Origin of the sequence: Kangiella profundi (genome assembly GCF_002838765.1) — a bacterium.
Taxonomy (GTDB): Bacteria; Pseudomonadota; Gammaproteobacteria; order Enterobacterales; family Kangiellaceae; genus Kangiella; species Kangiella profundi.
On record NZ_CP025120.1, the window covers coordinates 535,012 to 555,611 of the forward strand.

General features: G+C 43.7%; 17 protein-coding genes. 11 read left to right on the forward strand and 6 right to left on the reverse strand.

The window, feature by feature from the left end; genetic code table 11:
* Nucleotides 1–8 precede the first annotated feature (8 nt).
* Complete coding sequence (locus tag CW740_RS02680) at nt 9–581, forward strand: hypothetical protein (protein WP_106646081.1); 573 nt, start codon at nt 9–11, stop codon at nt 579–581.
* Nucleotides 582–641: 60 nt separating this feature from the next.
* Here the strand turns inward: CW740_RS02680 and ppa are convergent, their stop codons facing one another.
* Nucleotides 642–1,172 (reverse strand): inorganic diphosphatase, encoded by a 531-nt coding sequence (ppa, locus tag CW740_RS02685; protein ID WP_018625263.1) that lies wholly within the window; start codon nt 1,170–1,172, stop codon nt 642–644.
* A 268-nt stretch (nt 1,173–1,440) separates the two neighbouring features.
* Between ppa and CW740_RS02690 the strand changes: the two genes are divergently transcribed.
* Together CW740_RS02690 and CW740_RS02695 are read left to right on the forward strand one after the other, a co-directional pair.
* Nucleotides 1,441–3,444: a sodium-translocating pyrophosphatase gene (locus CW740_RS02690; RefSeq protein ID WP_106646082.1), complete on the forward strand. Its 2,004-nt coding sequence runs from the start codon at nt 1,441–1,443 to the stop codon at nt 3,442–3,444.
* Nucleotides 3,445–4,006: 562 nt separating this feature from the next.
* Nucleotides 4,007–5,320 (forward strand): tetratricopeptide repeat protein, encoded by a 1,314-nt coding sequence (locus CW740_RS02695; protein WP_106647998.1) that lies wholly within the window; start codon nt 4,007–4,009, stop codon nt 5,318–5,320.
* 35 nt (nt 5,321–5,355) lie between these two features.
* Here the strand turns inward: CW740_RS02695 and CW740_RS02700 are convergent, their stop codons facing one another.
* Nucleotides 5,356–6,777 carry a rhomboid family intramembrane serine protease gene (locus CW740_RS02700; RefSeq protein ID WP_227523884.1) on the reverse strand — a complete coding sequence of 474 codons (1,422 nt, stop codon included), beginning with the start codon at nt 6,775–6,777 and terminating at the stop codon, nt 5,356–5,358.
* Nucleotides 6,778–6,969: 192 nt separating this feature from the next.
* Between CW740_RS02700 and CW740_RS02705 the strand changes: the two genes are divergently transcribed.
* Nucleotides 6,970–7,581, forward strand: coding sequence for an energy transducer TonB (locus CW740_RS02705; RefSeq protein ID WP_106646084.1), 612 nt, complete (start codon nt 6,970–6,972; stop codon nt 7,579–7,581).
* Nucleotides 7,582–7,652: 71 nt separating this feature from the next.
* On the opposite strand, the gene CW740_RS02710 is transcribed toward CW740_RS02705, so the two are convergent.
* Nucleotides 7,653–8,918: a 6-phosphofructokinase gene (locus CW740_RS02710; RefSeq protein ID WP_106646085.1), complete on the reverse strand. Its 1,266-nt coding sequence runs from the start codon at nt 8,916–8,918 to the stop codon at nt 7,653–7,655.
* Nucleotides 8,919–9,265: 347 nt separating this feature from the next.
* On the opposite strand from CW740_RS02710, the gene mpl reads away from it, so the two are divergent.
* The 6 genes from mpl (at nt 9,266) to CW740_RS02740 (ending at nt 14,260) form a co-directional block, all read left to right on the forward strand.
* Entirely contained in the window at nt 9,266–10,618 is a 1,353-nt protein-coding gene (gene mpl / locus CW740_RS02715; RefSeq protein ID WP_106646086.1) for a UDP-N-acetylmuramate:L-alanyl-gamma-D-glutamyl-meso-diaminopimelate ligase, read from the forward strand.
* A complete protein-coding gene (locus tag CW740_RS02720; RefSeq protein WP_106646087.1) occupies nt 10,618–11,253 on the forward strand; it encodes a flavin prenyltransferase UbiX in 636 nt (211 codons plus the stop codon). The genes mpl and CW740_RS02720 overlap by 1 nt, the downstream gene beginning before the upstream one ends.
* A gap of 101 nt (nt 11,254–11,354) precedes the next feature.
* Nucleotides 11,355–12,287, forward strand: a complete 933-nt coding sequence (locus CW740_RS02725; RefSeq protein ID WP_106648000.1) for an ABC transporter ATP-binding protein — start codon at nt 11,355–11,357, stop codon at nt 12,285–12,287.
* A complete protein-coding gene (locus tag CW740_RS02730) occupies nt 12,284–13,045 on the forward strand; it encodes an ABC transporter permease (protein WP_106646088.1) in 762 nt (253 codons plus the stop codon). Before CW740_RS02725 ends, CW740_RS02730 begins: the two co-directional genes overlap by 4 nt.
* Nucleotides 13,038–13,631 carry an LON peptidase substrate-binding domain-containing protein gene (locus CW740_RS02735; protein WP_106646089.1) on the forward strand — a complete coding sequence of 198 codons (594 nt, stop codon included), beginning with the start codon at nt 13,038–13,040 and terminating at the stop codon, nt 13,629–13,631. Before CW740_RS02730 ends, CW740_RS02735 begins: the two co-directional genes overlap by 8 nt.
* An 80-nt stretch (nt 13,632–13,711) precedes the next feature.
* Nucleotides 13,712–14,260 (forward strand): hypothetical protein, encoded by a 549-nt coding sequence (locus CW740_RS02740; RefSeq protein WP_106646090.1) that lies wholly within the window; start codon nt 13,712–13,714, stop codon nt 14,258–14,260.
* Between the two features lie 337 nt (nt 14,261–14,597).
* Here the strand turns inward: CW740_RS02740 and CW740_RS02745 are convergent, their stop codons facing one another.
* Both CW740_RS02745 and fabV read right to left on the reverse strand, forming a co-directional pair.
* Nucleotides 14,598–15,113, reverse strand: a complete 516-nt coding sequence (locus CW740_RS02745; protein WP_106646091.1) for a hypothetical protein — start codon at nt 15,111–15,113, stop codon at nt 14,598–14,600.
* Nucleotides 15,114–15,356: 243 nt separating this feature from the next.
* A complete protein-coding gene (gene fabV / locus CW740_RS02750; RefSeq protein WP_106646092.1) occupies nt 15,357–16,538 on the reverse strand; it encodes an enoyl-ACP reductase FabV in 1,182 nt (393 codons plus the stop codon).
* Between the two features lie 179 nt (nt 16,539–16,717).
* Here fabV and CW740_RS02755 point away from each other — a divergent pair, with 179 nt between their 5' ends.
* A complete protein-coding gene (locus CW740_RS02755) occupies nt 16,718–18,517 on the forward strand; it encodes a DUF3592 domain-containing protein (RefSeq protein ID WP_106646093.1) in 1,800 nt (599 codons plus the stop codon).
* A gap of 62 nt (nt 18,518–18,579) precedes the next feature.
* On the opposite strand, the gene CW740_RS02760 is transcribed toward CW740_RS02755, so the two are convergent.
* A complete protein-coding gene (locus CW740_RS02760) occupies nt 18,580–20,499 on the reverse strand; it encodes an LTA synthase family protein (RefSeq protein WP_106646094.1) in 1,920 nt (639 codons plus the stop codon).
* Nucleotides 20,500–20,600: the final 101 nt, after the last annotated feature.

The window sequence follows — 20,600 nt, forward strand, 5'->3', positions numbered from 1 at the left end:
GTAATGGTATGACAGATAAGCAATTAACAGAGCAGGAAACTGAAGCGCTACTTGAGCGTTTGCAGCAATTGCCTGATGCCATAGATGCGCCTGATCGTTGGCAGCAAATTCAGGCTAAGCTGGAACAGCAGTCAACAGCTGAACTCGAAACATCAGTAAAAAGCACTGAGCAAACCGTTCAGACGCACCGCAAATTCTGGCAGCCAATGGCCGCTGCTGCAGCATTGGTGTTAGCAGTAACTTTCTATACCATTTCGCCTTGGCAGAATAAGGAAGCGGAAAGTGGTGCACTGGCACAGACTGAAACTACAAACACTCAAACCGATCAGACAAGCTTCAAGTTAACAGTTGCCAGCCTAGAATTAGCAAGTAGTCAGTATTATGCAAAGCTAGGTTATCAGTTAGAGCAGTCTCAGGCAGGACTTGATCCATCCATAAGACAATCACTGAAAGACTTGCGAAATGCACAGCAGCAATACACCGCTGCTCTTGAGAAGAAACCAGACGACCTGTATTTACAACAGCAATTAATTGAGATGTATCAAAAAGAAAGGCATCTATTGCAGAAAATTATTGCTTAATGATTTATATAAAAAAGCCTGCAATGAGCAGGCTTTTTTATTGAATAAGGATAATGCGTATTAATTATTATTATACGCTTCCATACTCTCTAGGATTTCTTTCTTAGCTGCTTCAGCGCCTTCCCAGCCAGCAATTTTAACCCACTTGCCTGGCTCAAGATCTTTGTAATGCTCGAAGAAGTGCTCTATCTGATTACGAAGTAACTCAGGCAGCTCTTCAATTTCATGAATGCCCTGATACATTGAGCTTAGTTTGCCAGTTGGGATTGCAACTACTTTGGCATCTTCACCTGACTCGTCGGTCATTTTCAAAACGCCAATTGGACGACAAGGAATCACACAGCCAGGAAGTAATGGGAAAGGTGTTGGAACCAATACGTCTACTGGGTCGCCATCTTTTGACAAGGTCTTGTTCACATAACCATAGTTAGTCGGGTAGTGCATACAGGTCGCCATAAAACGGTCCACAAACAAAGCACCAGTTTCTTTATCTACTTCGTATTTGATCGGATCGCTGTGTGCAGGAATTTCGATGATTACGTTGATTTCTTCCGGTACGTTTTTACCCGCACCTACATTGTCCAAGCTCATTGTTTTACCTTTCAGTGTTAGGAGAGTTAACCCGATGAACAGCGCTCTTTTGGAGCATGAAAACCGTTCAGTCTTTGAAGGGCGCGTATTATAACGGCCTTTGTTCACAAAATAAATTGAATAATCGGTGAACATTCTGCATAAAAATTGTACAAAGCGAAAAACTGCTATAGACTGAATCCGAGGTTTGTAAAAAACCGATAACAATCAAACATATAAATATCAATACAGCATTCAATACAACAATCGAAACAACAATGGGGGATGTATGACAGACAACATGATATTGCCACCACTATTAGGTTTAATAGGTATGGCTTTCGCGTTTATCATCTATTTCGTCGTAAAAAAATACCCGGAAGGCGAAGACAAAGTTAAGAAAATTGGTGACGCCATTCATTCAGGCGCCATGGTTTTCATGAATAGAGAATACAGAATGCTCGCCATGTTTGCGGGCATTTTACTTATTATACTCTGGCTTTCTCCACTCGGAGGCTATACCGCATTAGCATTTGCTGTTGGCGCAGTGTCATCTGCCCTGGCTGGCTATATCGGTATGTATACTGCAACCAAGGCTAACGTTAGAACGACCACTGCAGCTCATACCAAAGGTGCTGCGGAAGCTTTAAGCGTAGCTTTCTTCGGTGGCTCAATCATGGGACTTTGCGTCGCATCGTTGGGTCTGATTGGTTTAGGTTCTCTTTATTGGTACTTCGGTGGTGATCCGGAGTCTGCTCATTACATCCATGGTTTCGGTATGGGAGCCTCCTCTGTAGCGTTATTCAGTCGTGTGGGCGGCGGTATCTTTACCAAGTCAGCGGATGTAGGTGCTGATTTGGTCGGTAAAATCGAAGCTGGTATACCAGAAGATGATCCACGAAACCCAGGGGTAATTGCTGACAACGTCGGTGATAACGTGGGTGATGTGGCCGGTATGGGTTCGGATATTTTCGAATCCTATTGTGGCGCCATGATCGCCTCAATCGCGATTGCAGCAACCATGAGCTCGTCCGATCTTGGAGCGCAGAATGTTCTGATGGCAACGCCGCTGGCGCTAGCTTCGGTAGGTCTAATCTGCTCAATCTTAGGTATCATGATTGTCAAAATGATGTCCAGCAACAAGCCAGAAGTGGCTTTGCGTGTTGGCACCATTGGTGCAGCAGTACTGTTTGTGATCGCAGCCTACTTCTTACTGCAGAATATGGATGTGTCCAACAATGTCTGGTTCGCAGTGGTCTGTGGTGCTGTCGGTGGGATCATCATTGGTCTGGTCACTGAGTATTACACTTCAGGCGCACCAATCCGTCATATCGCCAAGTCGGGTGAAACAGGTCCTGCAACCGTTATGATTTCTGGTTTGGCAGTCGGCATGCAGTCGGTAGTCGTTCCAGTATTGACTTTAGCAGCAATCATCTTTATCTCGACCGAGCTTGCTGGCCTATACGGTGTTGGTATCGCTGCGGTAGGCATGTTGGCGACAGTTGGTATTACCATGGCCATTGATGCATACGGACCAGTAGCTGACAACGCAGGCGGTATTGCGGAAATGGGCGGCCTGGGTAAAGAAACCCGCGAAATTACTGATTCGCTGGATGAGCTTGGCAACACCACTGCAGCAATTGGTAAAGGCTTCGCTATTGGTGCTGCTGCACTGGCTGCACTAGCAATTATTGCTGCTTTTGTTGAAACCTTGAATGCAAAACATGGAGCTGATGACTTTGTGCTGCATATTGGCGATCCGCAAGTATTGATGGGGTTATTTATCGGAGGTCTGATTCCATTCCTGATTGCTTCAATCACCATGACCGCCGTTGGTGATGCCGCTTTTGCGATGATTCATGAAATCCGTCGCCAGTTTAGAGAAATAACTGGCTTGCTCGAGGGTAAAGCTGAGCCAGACACCGCTAAATGCGTCGCCATCGCAACCGATGCGGCATTGAAGAAAATGATACTGCCAGGTGTGATTGCGGTAGCAGCTCCACCATTAGTTGGCTTCCTGCTGGGTGCTGAAGCACTGGGTGGTATGCTCGGTGGCGCGCTGGTTAGTGCTGTGTTATTGGCGCTTATGATGGCCAATGCAGGTGGTGCGTGGGACAACGCCAAGAAGCATGTTGAGAAAGGCAACTTTGGCGGTAAAGGCTCCGATGTCCATGCTGCAACGGTGGTTGGTGATACCGTGGGTGATCCCTTCAAGGATACTTCAGGGCCATCGATGAACATTTTGATTAATGTTATGGCGATTGTGTCTCTAGTCATCGCCCCATTGCTATAAACTAAAATGGTTAAATAGCCCAATTACTTTATTAAAACCCTAAGCGAGCTTGGTCATTTAGTATCTCTAAACTCCCAATCTCGCCCCAGGTTTTGCCTCGTACTTGAGCTATTTTCCTCATTTTAGGGTAAATGCTTTGCTGGTTAATTTTCGTCATTCACTACTTGTGAACTCCTCAATTAACCAGCCCATTTGCCGCGCCAGAGGGTAAATTTTTTTCGCTTCTCATGCCTATTGCTGTAATTAAAGTATTAAAACTTTCAGCACTCACTATGTGTGAAGGACGGTAGGGGCTTTGCCCTTGCAAACTACAATCCGATACACGCAGAAAGTTCATATTTCCCCGTACCTCTGATAAAGTGACGGTTGCGTCTCAAAATAATAATAAAAAAACCAATTATTCCTATAAATTGATGTTCAAGGATTAAGTATGAACTGCAAATATCATCTACATAAAAAAGCTTTGTGGCATTGTAATCACTGCGATGCTCCTTTCTGTATTGACTGCTGCGATGTTGAACCCGGAATGCATTCACCACGCTGTTTGTTATGTCGCAATCACATGGATTCTTATGGAATCAGCGATCAGGTTGAGCCTTTCTGGAATAAGCTAAATGATTTTGCTAAGTATGCACTACATAAAAATGCAATTAGATTTGTAGCAACTTTCTTAGCGATATGTGTAGTTGCAGGTTTTATAACTTCGTTCTTGTCCATTTCCATTTTGACATGGCTTACTTATCTAGCTCTTTATTTCATATTGATCAGCTATTCTCTGAAGGTGGTTACAAAGGTTGCGAGGGGGGATTTCGAAGCTCCAACTTACGATGAAGCCATTACATTTAATGATGATGAAATAGGAAAAGCCGGTCTGGGATTAGACCTTTTTATATCCTTGTATTTCGTGTTTCTTTTCTGGTTTCAGATGTATGAAGCTGTATTAATTTCGGCATTAGCCTTTGCTTTACTGTACTCTGCAATGATAATTAACTTGGCAATGACCAGGCACTTATCTAGCGCCTTGATGCCAAATGAGTTACTAAGAACAATCATTGCCATTGGTTTCCCATACTTACTCCTTAAATTTTTTATATTTTTGTTAGGCGCGGGGTTATTTAAGGCGAGTATTACTATCTATTTTTGGTTTCCTGGTCCGATCGCCTTCCTATTAATTTTTGCTTTGGCATCCTGGGCACTTCTTTATATTCATAGCATGCTTGGATATGCCGTTTACCAATACCACGCAGAGCTGGGATATGGTATCGACGCTGAGCAAATTATGAATAACGAAAATGTTCAGCAGGTTCATGAGATACGAAAACTGGCGCATGCTGATGTGTATATTCAGGAAGGACGTTTTGATGATGCTGAGTCAGCCTTATATGAAGCCGCTAAGAATCCTCAATACAGTTCACAGGCACTAGAGAGACTTATTAAGCTAAATATGGCGCGTAAGAATCCAGTAGCGACCGTTAAAGCTGCACGCGCCTATTACGAGCAAAAAGATCTGTTTAAACACGCACCAAAGGCTTTGGCACTTTATCAGGAAATTGATTCCTTTGAACCGCGATTTAAGCCAATGAACGCGAATGCTCGTGCTGTATTGATTGGTGCAGTCCGCAATCCCAAGCTATTGCCGGTTGTTGAAAAATTGGCAACTGATATGCAAGAGAAGTTAGAGCAGGATCCGGATTTAGCAAAAGCTTTATCTGCAGAAGCTAAATTTTATGCAGAGGTCATGAATGACGATGACAAGGCTATCGATTTGCTGAAACAGTTATTAGACAAGTTTCCGCATGGCAGTCATAAAATAGAAGCTGAAAAGTTATTAGGAGTCTGCATGAATATGAAACAAACCCTTAGTCCTAATCCATAAATCATCTTTAATGAGCTATTGAAAGCGCTACAGGTTTAAGCTTCCTGTAGCGCTTTTTTTGCTTCCTGGCCAGCAAAGGTATCAGGATACTTTTTGCTGACGAATCCTAAAACTTTCTGTTTACCTTGCCAGTCGCCATTCTGGCCGGCCGCAAAAGCAAAGTGCAGTAACAAATCCGGTAACTTATCTAAATGACTGTAGTGCTGAACAAGTAAGCTGATGATGGGCTTAATGGGTTCGGTTTTTTTATGGCGAACCTGCTTACGGGCAAAATCCAACAATATATTCGCGGGGATAGGTTTAAAGCCTACACCATTGTGTTTCAGATCATCCAGACACTGCTCAGCGAGTGGTGCTAACGAATCATTGTGAATTGAAACTTGTAAAATATCGGCACATAACCGTGCATAACTTGTCGATTCGGGAGAGGTTTTTTCCAGGTTATAGAGTCGGTTTAACACGTCTTTGTTGTGTGGCTGCTCGTTCAGAATGGCATAGAAATGTGTCTTAGCCTGTTCGAAGTCCAGGTTTTGAGTTGCGGTAAGTCCTTGGCGATAATGCTCATCAACGCGCTCGGCGCTATCATCCTCTATCGGAATATCAATCGACTCTGTAACCTCGGTTACTGATTGTTCACGATTTAAGCTCATGAGTTTAAATAACCAAACACAGATAGCTCCACCAATAAGGCCGCCAAAGTGTGCCATATAGGCGACATTGTCTTCGCTACTAATATCATAAATGACTTCTTTAGCTAAAAAGAATAGCAGAGCTAAGGCACCAGGAAGCCGAATATAATTAAAATAGACAAGAAACCAATAAAAGTAGCGAATACTTTTTAAGCCATACCAGGCAGCAAAGCCGCCCATTAATCCTGCGATAGCGCCAGAAGCGCCAAGTAATCCTGTAGCACTATTCCCTGAAGTAATGTAGAAGAAGCCTACAGCTGCAAATCCTGAGAGGATATACAAGGCTAACATTTTGGGTCGACCTATGAGTAGCTCGAGGTTGTAGCCGAACAGGAAAAGAAACACCATGTTAGAGAATAAGTGCATGTAGTCTCCATGCAAAAACATGCTGGTGAAAGCTGTAAGTAAGCTACTTTCGGTTGTAGAAAAACTATAATTTTCAGTAATGGAATTTTCTAATATTGCTTCTAACTCTTCTCTTTTTGTACGCCATTCGATCGAATAATCTGAGCGAGTCTTAACATAAATTGCGAACTTGTCATCGCTCAGTATATAGGGGACCAAAGCTTCCTGGGGCACCTTTGGATTTATAAGTAGATCGTATATCTCGCCTTTTTCTTCAAGTGTGTACTCCTCAAAAGCTTCTTGCTCAAGAGTAAGCAGATCTTCCTCAACATAAAACTCTATCGCTTGATAGAAAATTTCATCATCACCAGACTGGAGAGCAAAGAAAACTATGCAGTTAATAATGATAAGAAACGCTGTCAAAATTGGAGGATTCTGTTTTGAAATTCGGTTTTCGGCTGGTATCAGTAGCATTGTTTATAATTATGTATATCCCTCAAAGGCCTTACTCTAACTGATTTTCAGTGTCTTGTTAAAAATAAATTAACCCTTTTCCGGATAGGTAACGTTTATATAAGCGAACAATACGTTTCATTAGAGTCTAGGGAGAAGGGTATGAAAATTATAAGCGCCAGTATAATTGGTTTAATCATAACAGCCATATTAATACTCCTGATGAGCCAACTAATTAACGGTGATCATCAGGTTCCGAAAAAAGAGGAAGTTGTGACTCTGGTGGATATACCATTACCGCCAGAAAAGGAACCTAAAACTAATAGGCTACCTAAACCGCAACCTCCTGCGGTCGCGCCATCTGCCGGTGATGCAGTGCCATTGCGTACTTCTACCTTGGATACGCCAGATATTCCTACCGTGGATTTCGAACCTGTGGATGTTGCTTTCCCAGCGCAAGTGATTGGTGCTCCTGCGCCACACGAGTTATTGGACAGTCGAAGTGCATTGCCGCTGTTTCAGGCTCAGCCTAACTATCCGATTACTGCAGCAAGTCAGGGCATCGAAGGTTGGGTTCTGCTGCAATATGATGTGGATACCAGCGGCACGCTATCCAATATTAAAGTTGTAGATTCACAGCCAAGAAGAACTTTTGATAAGGAAGCTGTTGCTGCCTTGAAGAAGTGGAGATTCAGACCAGCGATGGATAATGGGCAGCCTCTCGCCGTTAAGGGCCAGACGGTTAAAATAGAGTTCAATTTGGAGCAGCAGTGACGAGGTGAACCAAGTCGTTGTAGGGTACGTCACGACGCACCCTACAAGGAAGAAATTAGATTAATACTAACCTAAATCTTAAACTTAGTTTTAAGCTTCTTTTTCACCAATTCATTTTTCAGCTCAACATATTGCGGCAAGCCATTTTTGTAAGGCGGATATGATTCGCCCTGAATCAGTGGTTGCAGGTATTGGCGACATTCTTCAGTAATGCCAAAACCATCACGCGTGATATAGCTGCGTGGCATCATTTTCTCAACATTGGCAACATCGGCTAATTTAGCTTCGCCAACTGTCCAGCTGTATTTTTTAGTTTTCTTACGTACGATAGTAGGCATTACGGCATTTTTGCCTGCATCGGCAAACTCAACTGCTGCCTTACCCATGGCATAAGCCTGTTCGACGTCCGTCGCAGAAGCAATGTGGCGCGCCGCACGTTGTAAGTAGTCAGAAACCGCCCAGTGGTATTTATAGCCAAGCTCATCTTTAATCATGTTCGCCACAACTGGAGCAACACCGCCTAACTGTTTATGACCAAAAGCATCAACGGTTCCGGCATCCGCCAGGAAAGTACCGTCTTTGTAGGCTGTGCCTTCAGAAACGACAATCGCGCAGTAGCCGAATTTCTTAACTGTGCGGTCTACTTTCTTGAGGAATTTTTCTTTGTTGAATGCGATTTCCGGGAAAAGAATAATGTGAGGTGCATCGCCTTCTTTTTCGCAAGCTAATCCACCAGCTGCGGCAATCCAGCCCGCGTGACGGCCCATCACTTCCATCACGAACACTTTGGTTGAGGTCTCAGCCATAGACTTAACATCAAAAGCTGCTTCGCGAATCGATACTGCAACGTACTTAGCTACTGAGCCAAAACCTGGGCAGTTGTCAGTTATCGGTAAATCGTTATCAACCGTTTTAGGAATACCGATACAGGTGATCGGGTAGCCCATAGTTTCACTGAGCTGAGAGACTTTATGTGCTGTATCCTGTGAGTCACCGCCACCGTTATAGAAGAAATAGCGAATATCGTGTGCTTTAAATACTTCTATTAAGCGTTCGTACTCGGCTTTATTTTCTTCAATGCTTTTTAATTTATGGCGGCATGAACCGAAAGCGCCCGACGGAGTGAATTTCAGGCCCGCAATATCTTTCTTCGATTCTTTGCTGGTATCAATAAGCTCTTCGCGCAAAGCACCAATGATACCATTCTTCCCGGCATACACTTTGCCGATATTCTTTGAAGCACGAGCGGCTTCAATTAAACCACACGCAGTTGCATTAATTACTGCCGTTACGCCGCCCGACTGAGCATAAAACGCGTTGTATTTTTTCTTAGCCATAATGTTTCCCGATAGTACCCTTTATCAGAATGACTCTATGACTACTGCGCTTGCTTATAAGGCGTTGCGCTGATTCTAAAAATGCTCATTTAGTGATTACTAAACTCCGCCTTTTGTCATAAGAGCTGCCTTGTCTAAGCAATGCTCGAAACGCCATTGAGCCATTCTATTGACTTAGTTTTAATTGAGAGGGAGTAAGCCCTCATCGAATTTTGTTAATGCAGGGCAATAAGACCCACAAAATTGACGCGATTTTACCTTATTTCGAGAATTATCGCTTCAATAGATGACGGATTTTTCTGCTTCGCTTATGATTATCCCCACATCTTAGAAACAACATTGATAACATGCATATTCATATTCTTGGCATTTGCGGCACTTTCATGGGCGGTATTGCTCTGCTGGCGAAGCAGCGTGGGATTTCAGTCAGTGGCAGTGATCAGAATGTCTATCCGCCTATGAGCACGCAGCTTGAAGAGCAGGGGATTGAGCTGATTCAGGGATTTGACCCGAAACATATTCCCGAACATACCGACTGTGTGGTGGTGGGCAATGCCATGTCGCGTGGTAATCCATCGGTGGAATATGTGCTCGAGCAGGGCTTGACCTATCGCTCGGGTCCACAATGGTTGGCTGAGAATATCATCCACGACAAATGGGTACTTGCAGCATCGGGTACCCATGGCAAGACAACCACTGCTAGCATGCTGGCCTGGATTCTTGAATACGCCAACCTTAATCCTGGCTTCCTAATCGGTGGAGTACCCGAAAATTTTGGCCTGTCTGCTCGCGTTACTGAGTCGCCATTCTTTGTAGTAGAGGCTGATGAGTATGATACCGCCTTTTTCGATAAACGTTCGAAGTTTGTTCACTATCGTCCGCGTACTTTGATCATGAACAATCTCGAATATGACCACGCCGATATTTTCCCTAATCTTGAAGCAATTAAAACTCAGTTTCATCATTTGCTACGGATTGTCCCGGGCAATGGCCTGGTGATTTACCCGAAAGAGGACATGAATCTGCAGGAAGTAGTCGATCGCGGCTTATGGTCGGGCAAAGAGCTTATAGGCGATGAAAAGGGCTGGCAATTTAAGTTATTACAGCAAGACGGCGGACACTTTGAAGTGTATTTCGCAGGTCAGAAACAGGGCGAGGTTAATTGGTCGTTAATTGGACTGCACAATGTGAGTAACGCATTGGCGGCGATTGCTGCAGCGCGCCATGCGGGCGTACCAGCCAGCCACTGTTGTGATGCGCTGGCAGAGTTTAGAAACGTTAAGCGCCGTATGGAGCTGAAAGGTGAAGCCGGTGGGGTGAAAGTCTATGACGATTTTGCGCATCATCCGACCGCGGTAAAAACCACACTGGATGGATTCCGTGCCAAGGTCGGCCAGCAACGGGTCATTGCAATTGTCGATTTGCGCTCTGCAACCATGCGCTCAGGCATTCATAAAGATACCTTACTTGCCTCGCTGAAAGGCGCCGATCAGGTGATTATTCATAAGCCAACAGAGTTTGATTGGCAATTTCCGATAGAGCAGGTCAATGACTTCGATAATCTACAGATATTGCCTGACGTCGATTCGATACTGAATTCACTGAAGGAAATGGTACAATCGGGCGACAACATTCTTGTGATGAGCAATGGCGGTTTTGGCGCCATTCATCAGAAACTATTGCAACAACTGGCGGCTTAATGAGCGAATCCTCAAAACAACAAGCAGGTAAGGCAATAACTCTGGCGGTGACAGGGGCTTCCGGTGCTCCTTATGCCTTGCGTTTACTGGAGCAACTTTCACACCACTATGACACTGTCTATTTAATGTTATCGAGCGCAGCCCGCGTCGTGTTTGCAACTGAGGTAGGCGTGCAGGTCAGCAAAGCGCCCAGTGTCATCGAAAAAGAACTGACTGGACATCTGGGCATTGCGGAAGGAAAAATAAAGGCCTTTGCCAGCGATAACTGGATGTCACCGGTAGCCAGCGGCTCCAGTGCTCCGAAGCAGATGATTATCTGTCCTTGTAGTACCGGAACCTTAAGTGCCATTGCTCATGGCGCTTCGGATAATTTGATAGAACGGGCAGCCGATGTGGTGCTCAAAGAACGTGGCCAATTATTATTGGTGCCACGCGAAATGCCCTATAACACTATCCATCTACAGAATATGACCAAGCTGTCGGAAATGGGCGTGACCATCATGCCGGCATCTCCGGGATTTTATAATGAACCAAAGACCATCGACGACCTGGTGGACTTTGTGGTGGCACGTATCCTTGATCATTTGGATATAGACCACACCTTAGGTCATAGATGGGGCTATTCTGGAAATTAACTCTTACGAGAGTTACTCAGTTCCGCACTTACATTTCAGATGTCGCCAACGAGACAGATATTTTCTGGGCACATCAAAACAAACACAAACATGGTAATTCAATGACAAAAGCATTATCCATTTCGAATTTAAGCAAGACCTATAAAAATGGCGTCCAGGCTTTGAAGGGGATAGACCTTGAAGTTGAGCAGGGTGATTTTTTCGCGTTGCTTGGACCGAACGGGGCCGGTAAATCCACCACCATCGGTATTATCAGTTCCTTAGTGAATAAGACGGGTGGCTCGGTTAAAGTCTTTGGTCATGATATTGATACGGATCTAACCAAAGCTAAGAAAATGCTTGGACTGGTGCCACAGGAGTTCAACTTTAATATTTTTGAAGGTGTTGAACAGATCATCTGGCAGCAGGCCGGTTATTACGGCATTGGACGCAAGGAAGCCAGAAAGCGAGCACAACCTTTGTTAGAACAGTTGGGGTTGTGGGACAAACGCAACACGCCAGCCAGAGAGCTTTCAGGTGGTATGAAGCGTCGCTTGATGATTGCTCGTGGTTTGATTCATGATCCAAAATTATTAATTCTGGATGAACCTACAGCTGGTGTGGATATTGAGATACGTCGTTCTATGTGGGACTTCATGCAGGACTTGAATGATAAAGGCACGACGATTGTTTTAACGACTCACTATCTTGAAGAAGCAGAAAGTCTGTGCCGCAATATTGCAATTATCAATCATGGAGAGATTGTCGAAAATACCAACATGAAATCACTGCTTGCCAAATTAGACATGGAGACTTTTGTGTTGGATACCACCGGACTTCCTGAGCAATTACCGCCAATCGATGGCTATGATGTGCGTCGCCGTGATGAAACCACTCTGGAAGTAGATGTTCATAAAGGGCTTGGCGTTAATGGTGTTTTCTCTGCTCTAAGCCAACACGATATTACGGTGCTCAGTATGCGTAACAAGGCGAACCGTCTTGAGGAGTTGTTTGTCAGACTGACTGATAATAAAGCTGGAGGGCAAGCATCATGAATCTAGTTGCCTTTAAAACCATTGTCACCAAAGAGATCATCCGCTGGACGCGCATCTGGACCCAGACCTTATTACCGCCAGCAATCACCATGACTCTTTATTTTGTAATCTTCGGTAATTTGATTGGCTCGCGCGTTGGCGAAATGGATGGCTTTGGCTACATGGAATACATCGTGCCAGGTTTAATCATGATGTCAGTGATTACAAACTCCTATGGCAATGTCGTCTCTTCATTCTTCAGTGCAAAATACCAGCGCTCGATTGAAGAAATGATGGTTTCTCCTGTGTCTAACTGGGTGATTCTTTTTGGCTATGTGGGTGGTGGAGTGCTACGCGGATTGTTAACCGGCCTCATCGTGACCATCATTGCATCTTTCTTCGTCGACTTGAAAATCTATAACTACTTCGTGGTCATCAGTGTGGTCTTTTTGACGTCAGTGCTATTTGCTATCGGTGGTTTTATCAATGCTGTATTCGCACGTAAATTTGATGATGTGGCAATTGTTCCTACCTTCATTCTGACACCGCTGACCTATCTTGGTGGTGTATTCTATTCAATCAGTTTGCTGCCGGAATTTTGGCAAGGTGTCTCAAAAGCCAACCCAATCATCTATATGGTGAATGCTTTCCGTTATGGTTTTCTGGGGGCTTCTGATATAGCGATTGAAGTAGCCTTTGCACTGATTCTGGTCTTTATTGCTCTATTGACCAGCCTTGCGATTTATATGCTTAATCGAGGTATCGGACTGCGTGCCTGAGCAAGAAGCCAATCGCGTCATTCCCATCTTCCCGCTGCAGCGGGTTGTCTTTCCGGATAGTGTTCTCAGATTACAAATATTTGAGCAACGCTATCTGGACATGATCGCCAGACAGCTTTCTCAGCAACAAGGTTTTGGCGTTACCTTGATCAAAAAAGGCAATGAAGCAGGAATTCCAGCCACTCCTTTTGAATTTGGAACCTACGTTGAGATTGTCGATTTTGATCAACGAGATAACGGCTTGCTACTGATTACCTGTGTTGGCAAACAGCGCTTTCGTATCAATAGTCAGACCATCATGCCGGATAAATTGATAACAGCGAATGTGTCATGGCTTGATAACGTGCAGCAACGCTCCATGACTGATGATCAGTCTGAGTTGGTTAACCTGCTTAGCGACTTATCGAAACATCCTCAAGTAGACATCTTGGATATTCCCGAGCGCTGGACTGAACTGAGTTTTGTACTTGAGCGCCTAACCGAATATATGCCAATCAGTGAACGCCAGAAACAGGCCGTGTTAGAAGAAAACGACCTCGATACTCGAATTGCTATGTTGTACCAGATGCTGGGCTGGATAAAGTAGCTATTGTCAAGATTAGGGGATTTTGCGAGAATCTTTTGGTTTTTATTCTTTTAATTACAGACTAACAACCGAGGGAACCTATGAAGACAATAAGAATAGCACTACTACTATTAACTGTTTTGGCACTTAGCGCATGTGCGACCAGACTTACAAAACCGCAAGGTCCTGCATTAGCTCCAAGCACTTCTATCCAAACTTATGAGCGAATCATTTTAACGCCAATTACGATTTCTCCAGAGTTTGCAGAACATGACTCAAATCAGGATGCACGCGTAAAAATGAACGACTACTTGCAGAAGCTAATGCAAGTTACCTTTAAAGGTAAAAACCTACAAATCGTAACAGATGAGTCTGAGGTTACTGTTTCTGATCAAAGAACATTAATCATTAAGCCACATATTAAAGAAATAAAATATGTGAACACGGCTGCTCGTATATTTGCAGGAGCCATGGCTGGCGGTTCAGCAGTATTAATGGAAGTGTCTATGATCGATGCTAACGTTAACCGTTCAATCGGCAACCCAGAGTTCTATGCTGATGCGAGTGCCTGGTCAGGTTTTGGTGCAGATAATCGTGTATTGAATGAAGTAATCGAAGATATCGATACTTATTTCAAAATTCATAACTAAGATTTGTCTTTGTATAAGAACAGCCTGCTTAATTGCAGGCTGTTTTGTTTTAAGCATAGAAAATCATTTGAAGTAGAAAAGCTGTCAAAATCTTTTACAAAGATTGCAAGTTTGCATTGAAAAACTGATCGACTAGTTAACATTTCTGAGCTAAATCAAATAGATAAAAACTTTGGCACAGTTTATGCTTATTACATAGATGAACACAGCAATTGTGTTTTATCCCCAGCTAAATTCTATTGGGCCTAGCTTTCTGCTAGAAGCTGAATAGAAAGCAGCTTATCAATGCGCAAGCCATTAGCCCACCGAAAGGTGGGCTCTTTTTTTGTAAACCAAATTACTGAGTTTGTCCGCGTAGACTGTTCAACTCCTGAATCCAGACTTTGACTTTAGGCTCTTTTTCGACCATGGCTGTTAGTAAACTGGTCTGATAATCTTCTTGCTGCTTTTGTAGTTCTTCATTACTCATTACTGCGGCACGAGCCTTCATAAAGTCCTTTTGGTATTTTTGCATTTCGGCCTGCATGGCTTTAGCTTCTTCCGAAGCAGGATCGGCTTGTTGTAACTTCTTTTGAATTGCAACGAGCTTTTCTTCCTTCTCTTTTGGGAAACCCGCCTGGGTTACAACTTCATTAAAACTTGCCTGAAGATTCTCTTGCTCTTTCTTCAGTTCGGGTTTTTCCTTAATGACCTGTTTTTGTACGTTTGCCAGTTTAGCCTGGAGCTGCATTGCTTTTTGTTGAGCAGTTACTTTTGCAGGTTGTTGGCTCACTGGTGGCTGATTAGCATGTGCAGTGGCACTAGCAAATAATGTAACTAGTGAAATAGCGAATAGTTTTGTTTTAAGAGTCATAAATATCCTCATAAAGTTAAACAGAACCAATGCGTATAAAACGCCCTTAAGCTGTCCGACAGATTAAAGTTTAAGAGTTCAAATAAAATTTTAAGATTGAGGCTTATATTTACTCATAGGTGTGGATATTTTTTGTTGAAAGTAAAGACTGACGGGCTTTACAGCGGTTTTAGCTGAACTAGCTGTAGAAATAAAAAAACCGGCAAAACTGCCGGTTTTTTACACAATGCCAATTGAAACGGGTTAGATGCGAGGATCGACATCCGCATCATAATCAACGCCATCCACTTCAAAGCCGAATAGCTTGAAAAATTCGTGCTGATAACCTTTGTAGTCTGAGATATCGTTGATGTTCTCAGTAGTTGCAATCTGCCACAAATCTTCGACTTTGTTTTGAATCGAGTCATCAAGCTCTTTCAAATCCAAACGGTAACGACGAGTGTCATCATAGATAGCATCATCGCCATACATCTGGTCCATGATTAAGCCTTTAATCTGATGAATCGGGTCTTCATGCACGCCATTTTCTTTCATGACCTTATACAGCAATGAAATGTACAAAGGCATAACTGGAATAGCTGAACTTGCCTGAGTCACAACAGCTTTAAGAACTGCAACGTTAGCTGTGCCATTGTATTTATTTTGCAACATGTCATGGATAGCATGTGAAGCGCGATCTAGATCTTCTTTGGCTTTACCGATTGTCGCATGACCATAGATAGGCCAGGTCAGTTTTTTACCAATATAGGTATAGGCAACAGTTTTAACGCCATCAGCAAGTACGCCAGCTTCGTCTAGAGCTTTCATCCAAAGCTCCCAGTCTTCGCCGCCCATAACTTTGATGGTGTTCTGAATATCGTCTTCAGTTGCTGGCTCAATACTGACATCGTGTACAACACCTTTGTCGGTATTTAAAGTTTTTTCAGTAACAGCTTCGCCAATAGGTTTTAATACTGACTTGTAAACTTCACCAGTTTCAGGATCCTGACGACGAGGAGACGCTAATGAGTAAATGACTGTATCGATTTTACCCATTTCTTCTTTAATGATTTTAATGGCGTCTTCTTTGGCCTGATTCGAGAAAGCATCGCCATTGATGCTTTTATGCCAAAGGCCTGCTTTATCAGCAGCCATCTCAAAGCCACGGTTGTTATACCAGCCAGCGGTTCCTGGCTTAGATTCAGTTGGCTCTTTTTCAAAGAACAAACCTAATGTTTTGGCACCATAACCGAAAGCAGAAACGATGCGTGACGCCAGGCCATAGCCAGTTGATGAGCCAATGACTAAAACATTTTTAGGGCCAGCTTCTGCATCAGCAGGCATATTATTTTTAACGTATTCAATCTGTTCATTAACATGGGCAACGCAGCCATGTGGGTGTGCTGTGGTACATACAAAACCACGAACTTTAGGCTTAATAACCATAAAAACTAATCTCCGGACAAAAATATGGCGGTATTGTACCGTTTTTTGAGGGCAAAGAGGTACTACCAAAGTGAACCGGCCTTGCCTAATGTGAGACAAAGTTCAAATCTGTGGTATTCTTCGATAACTCATTGAATTCATAATCAAAAAACTTTTAGCAGTTCTGGGGTTATAAAGTAATGGAATTATCAGTTAATAATAAGAAACGAGGTAATAAGGCGGGAGCAGGTTGCTTAACGGTCTTTGGCGGTATCTTTTTTATAGTCGGGGTGGGAATATTCCTATTTGGGCTGGCTTCCATTTATAGTTCATTACAAGCAAACGATTGGCAGCCTGTGGATGCCACTATCACTAGAGTTGAGCAGGTGATATCTCGCGGTGATGACAGTACCACCTATGGCGTCAATGGTGCCTTTCAATACCAATATGAAGGCCAAACCTATATTTCAAGCCAGCTTAACTTCTACACTGGCACTGATAATATTGGCAGTTATCAACAGGACTTTTATTACCGCTTAAAGCAGGCGAAAGAAAATAACAGAACCGTCACAGCCTACGTCAATCCTGATAATCCCAGTGAAGCCGTGATCGATAAAGAGATTCGTTGGGGCATGTTGGGTTTCCACTCGATCTTCTTGATTGTGTTCGGAGGCATTGGCCTGGGGATTATGCTGGCTGGCCGATTTGCCAAAAAGAAATTGGTTAAACAAAACGAATTGCAGCAACTTTATCCCGATGAGCCATGGAATTGGAAAGAAGAGTGGCAGACCAATCGATTCAAGGCAACAACCGGCACCGGTTTCAAGGTTCTGCTTGGCTTTGCAATTTTCTGGAATCTGATTGCCATACCAGCCTCAGTGATGGCGATGATTGAATATTTCAAAACCTTTGAGCACCAGATTCTGATTGTATTGCTGTTTCCACTGGTTGGCATCGGATTGTTGATTGCGGCCTTTGTTGCATTCATGCGGCATAAGAAATACGGACAGAGTGAATTAGTCTTGCAACAAACCCCGATAGCAATTGGCGGAATCAATCGTGGTGCTATCAATGTCCCAAATGACGAAGCATTGTCCCAAACATTTGGTCAGCCTATAGCAGCAGTGGTAACACTTAGCTGTCAGAGAAAAATTACAACAGGTAGCGGTAAAAGCCGCAGCACCAAAACGAAAATCATCTGGCAAGATGATCGAAGGGTGACGTCCTCTACCATTGGCCACAACACCTCCAGTTATTCATTTGAATTTAAAGTGCCGGAAGACTTGCCTCAATCCGATGATTCCAATCCCAATAATCGAGTTGAGTGGGTATTGCAGATTGAACGTAAGCAACCCGGCATTGACCTGAAACTTGATTTCACTTTGCCAGGTTTTGTTGTTGCACACCGCGTTGCTCTGGCCGAGTCTGAAACAGACCTATTTGGTTCCAGCTTTAGTGAGCGTTCATTTGAAGGTGGCTCTGGGGGGCAGGTTAGCCCAGACGGCTGGAGAAATCTTGGCATTGAAGACTCCGTTACCTCGCAGGGTAATCGTTACTACTTCTCAGCATTCAGGCATTTAAGTTTTGCTGTGGGTATGATCCTGTTCGGTTTGATTTTTGCCTCGGTAGGCGTTGGCATTAGTTTGTTTGGTGATGCGCCCATCATGTTCTTTATCGTATTCGGGGGGCTGGGTACCCTGATATTTGTATTGGGCTTAAGACAACTCACATATCGAAGTGAACTGACTGTCAGAGCAGGGCAACTGCAGCTCTCATCCGGTCATTTACAGTTATCAACACCAAGAGTTATTCATCGTGATGATATCCAAAGTATCACGAGCCATAGCAATATGAGTGTTGGCAACAAACAGGTCTTTCACATAACAGCGATGTTAAAAGACGGCAGTAAGGTCATCCTTGCCAAAAACTTATTAATGCGAAGTGATGTGGAATCATTTATAGAGAAAATAAAATATGAAATAGGTATGACAGCTAGATAATATTGTGAAACAAGCAGGGGCTAAAGTTCAGCCCCTGCTTGTTTCACCCCATGACTCCCTGATCAATTCAATCGATATTTCTGTTTATCATAAGCCCAGCTGGCAAATTGCGCATAAGCCAGTGCAATCAATTCCTTCTGCTTGTCATGCAAAGGTTGGTCGCTATATTTTCCGGCTGAATAAAGGTAAGTAATGGGCTCTTGATTTGGCCGTAAAATAACGACCTCTTCGCCATCCCAGTAGGCCTGGTTTTCACCATACTGCATGATTGCTCGACCTGTGTAGTTGGCTGGAAGTTGCGTTAAATCTCTGCCTAATGTTGGAACCTGGTGGTCAATACCAAGTAATGATAATAGTGTCGGAGCCAGATCAATCTGACTGACCAGCGTTTGTTCAACTTTAGGTTCAATATCCGGACTGATGATAAAGCCGGGAATGTGAAAGTGCTCTATCGGTACCAGTGAATCACCCCAGACTCGCGCATCATGATCAGCAACCACCAACACGACAGAGTTTTCTAAAATGCCTTTCGCTTCCAGCTGATTTAGAAATTTACCCAGCGCATAATCTGCATATTTTACAGCATTGTTTACCGTCTGCTTTGGTTGTTCATAAAGCTCAATCTTATTATCTGGAAACTCAAAAGGGGTATGGTTTGTTGAAGTAAAGATTAAGCTGAACTTTGGTTGTTCAGGAATTTGTTGCAGATAACTAAGCGCCTTTTCAAACAAATCCTCATCACTCACACCCCAGTTACCAACAAACGATGGATTACTGTAATTGTTTTGATCGATAGCAAGATCAAAACCATTATTTAGAAAGAATCCTTTCATGTTATCGAAATGACTTTCACCGCCATAGATAAAACTGGTTTCGTAACCATAATCAGAAAGCAAGCCAGCCAGATTGAAAAAATTATTCTGGGCTTTGGGAAGTTTCAGAACTGGTCGCGCAGGAGACGGCAAAAAGCCAGTGGTTATGGCTTCCAGGCCGCGCGCTGAGCGAGTACCTGTTGCGTAGAGATTGTCAAAGAACCAGCTTTTGTTGCGCCATGAGTCGATATTTGGCGTCAGTGGCTTGCCGCCAAGAGAACCGACGAACTGTGCCCCCAAACTTTCTTCAACCACAATGATAAGGTTGCGCTTCTTAAAAGGCTGACTGGGCTTCATGGTATGCAAACTTGGCATATCTTGAGAAACGGGATGTCCAAGTTCCGACACATCTTGTTGAATAACCTGTAGCATGGTTTCTTCTGGAATTTCACCGTAAAAATTGGCCGCCGATTCCTCATTGCCCATTTGATAAAGAGCGTACATCACGCTGTAAGTTGAGTTGAGCGGCAAAGTATTGAGCATTCGGTCATTTGAAAAAGCGACCATTGCCGGATTAATAGGGCGATGCTGGATACCTGAGCGTGCGCCCAGCAACAGCAATGCCAGCAAAGGCAGCATTAATAAAGAGCTGGCTGGGCTGAAAACAGCAACATCACCGCCATAGCTTTTCAGCCACTGACGAGTGAGCCAGCCAGTAACGACTAACAGCAATGTACCCATAGCCATTTCCAGTAAATAGCCATTAAACAACATCCCGAACACTTCGTTCGGACTGCTAAGGTATTCGAAAAATAAACGGTTAGGGCGAGTGTCGTATTCGCTGATAAAGGTTGGTGTCGCTATCTCCATCAATACCAACACTATCAGTGCTAACCAGCAGTAAATTTTAATACCGCGGGCAAGCCAGTTTCCTTTGAATGGTGTAAGCGCGTGAAGCATAATCGCCACCACAGGCAAGAATACCAGTTGTGACAAAGTAGCCAGGTCAACCCTGAGACCGCCAATAAAGATGGCTTGAAAATCACTGACGCTCCCAATACGCGACCACTGCCACAAAACAATAGCCAGTCTTGAGGTTGTAAGTATTGTTAAGGCTATCAGGAAAAACTGTCCCAAAAAGCCAAGGTTCTTTCTAACAAATGGAGTCATGTTGCATTACTCGAATTGATATAGGTCAATCATGGGGCTTGCCAAGATTACAACAATGGACAAAAGACCTGGGCACTGAAACGAGCATTGGAGATAGGAAC

Coding starts and splice junctions, on each gene's coding strand:
- CW740_RS02680 (WP_106646081.1), top strand. CDS start 9: ATGACAGATAAGCAATTAACAGAGCAGGAAACTGAAGCGCTACTTGAG.
- ppa (WP_018625263.1), bottom strand. CDS start 1,172: ATGAGCTTGGACAATGTAGGTGCGGGTAAAAACGTACCGGAAGAAATC.
- CW740_RS02690 (WP_106646082.1), top strand. CDS start 1,441: ATGACAGACAACATGATATTGCCACCACTATTAGGTTTAATAGGTATG.
- CW740_RS02695 (WP_106647998.1), top strand. CDS start 4,007: ATGGATTCTTATGGAATCAGCGATCAGGTTGAGCCTTTCTGGAATAAG.
- CW740_RS02705 (WP_106646084.1), top strand. CDS start 6,970: ATGAAAATTATAAGCGCCAGTATAATTGGTTTAATCATAACAGCCATA.
- CW740_RS02710 (WP_106646085.1), bottom strand. CDS start 8,918: ATGGCTAAGAAAAAATACAACGCGTTTTATGCTCAGTCGGGCGGCGTA.
- mpl (WP_106646086.1), top strand. CDS start 9,266: ATGCATATTCATATTCTTGGCATTTGCGGCACTTTCATGGGCGGTATT.
- CW740_RS02720 (WP_106646087.1), top strand. CDS start 10,618: ATGAGCGAATCCTCAAAACAACAAGCAGGTAAGGCAATAACTCTGGCG.
- CW740_RS02725 (WP_106648000.1), top strand. CDS start 11,355: ATGACAAAAGCATTATCCATTTCGAATTTAAGCAAGACCTATAAAAAT.
- CW740_RS02730 (WP_106646088.1), top strand. CDS start 12,284: ATGAATCTAGTTGCCTTTAAAACCATTGTCACCAAAGAGATCATCCGC.
- CW740_RS02740 (WP_106646090.1), top strand. CDS start 13,712: ATGAAGACAATAAGAATAGCACTACTACTATTAACTGTTTTGGCACTT.
- CW740_RS02745 (WP_106646091.1), bottom strand. CDS start 15,113: ATGACTCTTAAAACAAAACTATTCGCTATTTCACTAGTTACATTATTT.
- fabV (WP_106646092.1), bottom strand. CDS start 16,538: ATGGTTATTAAGCCTAAAGTTCGTGGTTTTGTATGTACCACAGCACAC.
- CW740_RS02755 (WP_106646093.1), top strand. CDS start 16,718: ATGGAATTATCAGTTAATAATAAGAAACGAGGTAATAAGGCGGGAGCA.
- CW740_RS02760 (WP_106646094.1), bottom strand. CDS start 20,499: ATGACTCCATTTGTTAGAAAGAACCTTGGCTTTTTGGGACAGTTTTTC.